Source organism: Macellibacteroides sp. (genome assembly GCF_050251695.1).
Taxonomy (GTDB): domain Bacteria; phylum Bacteroidota; class Bacteroidia; order Bacteroidales; family Tannerellaceae; genus Macellibacteroides; species Macellibacteroides fermentans.
In genome coordinates this window covers 1-2144 of the sequence record NZ_JBFWMI010000141.1, presented here as the reverse complement: position 1 = coordinate 2144, position 2144 = coordinate 1, and the positions used below count along the sequence as shown (strand labels likewise).

Annotated in this window: 2 protein-coding genes and 1 pseudogene; all 3 read left to right on the top strand. The window is 44.4% G+C overall.

What is annotated here, in order from left to right:
• Positions 1-483: pseudogene (locus AB7E53_RS14030) on the top strand (phospho-N-acetylmuramoyl-pentapeptide-transferase); the annotation flags it as partial.
• A 2-nt stretch (positions 484-485) separates the two neighbouring features.
• Positions 486-1823 (top strand): UDP-N-acetylmuramoyl-L-alanine--D-glutamate ligase, encoded by a 1338-nt coding sequence (gene murD, locus AB7E53_RS14025; protein ID WP_068184035.1) that lies wholly within the window; start codon positions 486-488, stop codon positions 1821-1823.
• 15 nt (positions 1824-1838) lie between these two features.
• On the top strand, positions 1839-2144 hold a 306-nt coding region (locus AB7E53_RS14020; protein ID WP_446776373.1), incomplete at its 3' end, for an FtsW/RodA/SpoVE family cell cycle protein.

Below are 2144 nucleotides of genomic sequence, written 5' to 3'. Positions count from 1 at the left end.
CACTTTGAATTTGCCTCATTCCTCAACATCATGTTTATTCCGGGAGCAGAAGAACTGGTGGTGTTTGCCGCCGCATTCATCGGAGCCACCGTTGGCTTCCTGTGGTATAATTCCTATCCCGCCCAGGTATTTATGGGAGATACCGGCAGTCTTACCCTCGGTGGTATTATTGCAGTATTCGCCATTATTATACGTAAAGAGTTGCTTATCCCGATACTTTGTGGTATCTTTTTCGCAGAAAGCATATCGGTGATGATGCAGGTAGCTTACTTTAAATACACGAAAAAGAAATATGGCGTTGGAAAACGCATTTTTAAGATGACTCCGTTGCATCACCATTTCCAGAAACCCGGAAATGCAGGCATCGAAGCCCTGTTGCAAAAGCCGTTCAATGTGGTACCCGAATCTAAAATCGTAGTAAGGTTCTGGCTTATCGGCATTATTCTGGCTGTTATTACAATTGTCACTTTAAAGATGAGATAAAGATGGGTAAAAAGATGGTAATTTTGGGAGCCGGCGAAAGTGGAACAGGTGCTGCTGTGCTGGCTAAAGCCAAAGGGTATGATGTGTTTGTTTCGGATTTATCGGTCATTAAACCCGTTTACAAAGAGATGATGGATGCACGTGGCATCGCCTGGGAAGAGGGACAGCACACGGAATCTATTGTTCTTGCAGCAGACGAAATAGTAAAGAGTCCCGGTATTCCCGACAAAGCAGCCATCATTCAAAAGCTGAAGGAAAAGGGTACCTCCATTATTTCTGAAATAGAATTTGCAGGAAGGTATACCAACTCCAAAATGATATGTATTACCGGTAGTAACGGCAAAACCACTACCACGATGCTTACATACCATATCCTTAAGCAGGCCGGACTCGATGTGGGACTTGCCGGAAACGTGGGAAACAGTCTGGCGTTACAGGTTGCCGAGCAGCCGCACGCATACTATGTGCTCGAACTAAGCAGTTTTCAGCTGGACAACATGTACGAATTTAAGGCCGATGTTGCCATATTAATGAATATAACTCCAGACCATCTGGACCGCTATAATTATGAATTTCAGAATTATGTGGACTCTAAATTCCGCATCATTCAGAATCAAACGGAGGAAGATGTCTTTATCTATTGGAACGACGATCCCGTGATTGCCCGTGAGATAGCAAAGCATAATCCCAAAGCTGCGTTGTATCCTTTTTCTGAAACAAAAAAGGAGGGCGTAAAAGCATTCACAGAGAACAAACAAATAGTAATTGAAACAGATAACGGAATATTTACAATGGATCAGGATCAGTTAGCATTAACGGGTACGCACAATCTATATAATTCGCTGGCTTCGGGTATTGCTGCAAAGGTGACGGACATCAAAGACGATGAGATACGTGCTTCGCTGAGCGACTTTGCCGGCGTGGAGCACAGATTGGAAAAGGTGGCCCGTGTTCGTGGTGTCGATTATATCAATGATTCCAAAGCTACAAACGTAAACTCCTGCTGGTACGCCCTGCAGAGTATGAATACACCCGTTGTGCTTATCCTGGGAGGAACGGATAAAGGAAACGACTATACCGAAATTGAAGAACTGGTGATAAACAAGGTGCACTCCCTGATCTTTCTGGGTGTAGACAATACCAAGTTGCATGCGTTCTTTGATGGGAAGGTGCCGGTTATTGAAGATGCACAGTCGATGGAAGAGGCCATCTCCAAAGCATATAAACTGGCCAATAAGGGAGATACGGTATTGCTTTCGCCCTGTTGTGCAAGCTTCGACCTTTTCAAAAATTATGAAGACAGAGGCAACCAGTTCAAAGCTTGTGTGCTAAACTTATAAAACAGCGGATTATTTATGGATCTGGCAAGTAAACTATTTAAGGGCGACAGGGTGATATGGATCATTTTCATGTTCCTGTGCCTGGTCTCGGTGGTCGAAGTTTTTAGCGCAACCAGTACAATTGCGTATAAAAACGCAAATCACTGGGCTCCCATAGTGCGCCATGCCACTTTTTTGCTGGGCGGATTTGTAGTGGTTATACTACTGCATAACATCCCTTACAAATTTTTCTCGGCATTCATCGCTTTACTTCCGCTGTCTGTACTGATGCTGCTTATCACTCCGTTTATCGGCGTGAGTGCCAACGACGCCCATCGTTGG

What these genes read in the sequence shown, in the direction of transcription:
- murD (WP_068184035.1), top strand. Translation starts at nt 486, where the DNA reads ATGGGTAAAAAGATGGTAATTTTGGGAGCCGGCGAAAGTGGAACAGGT.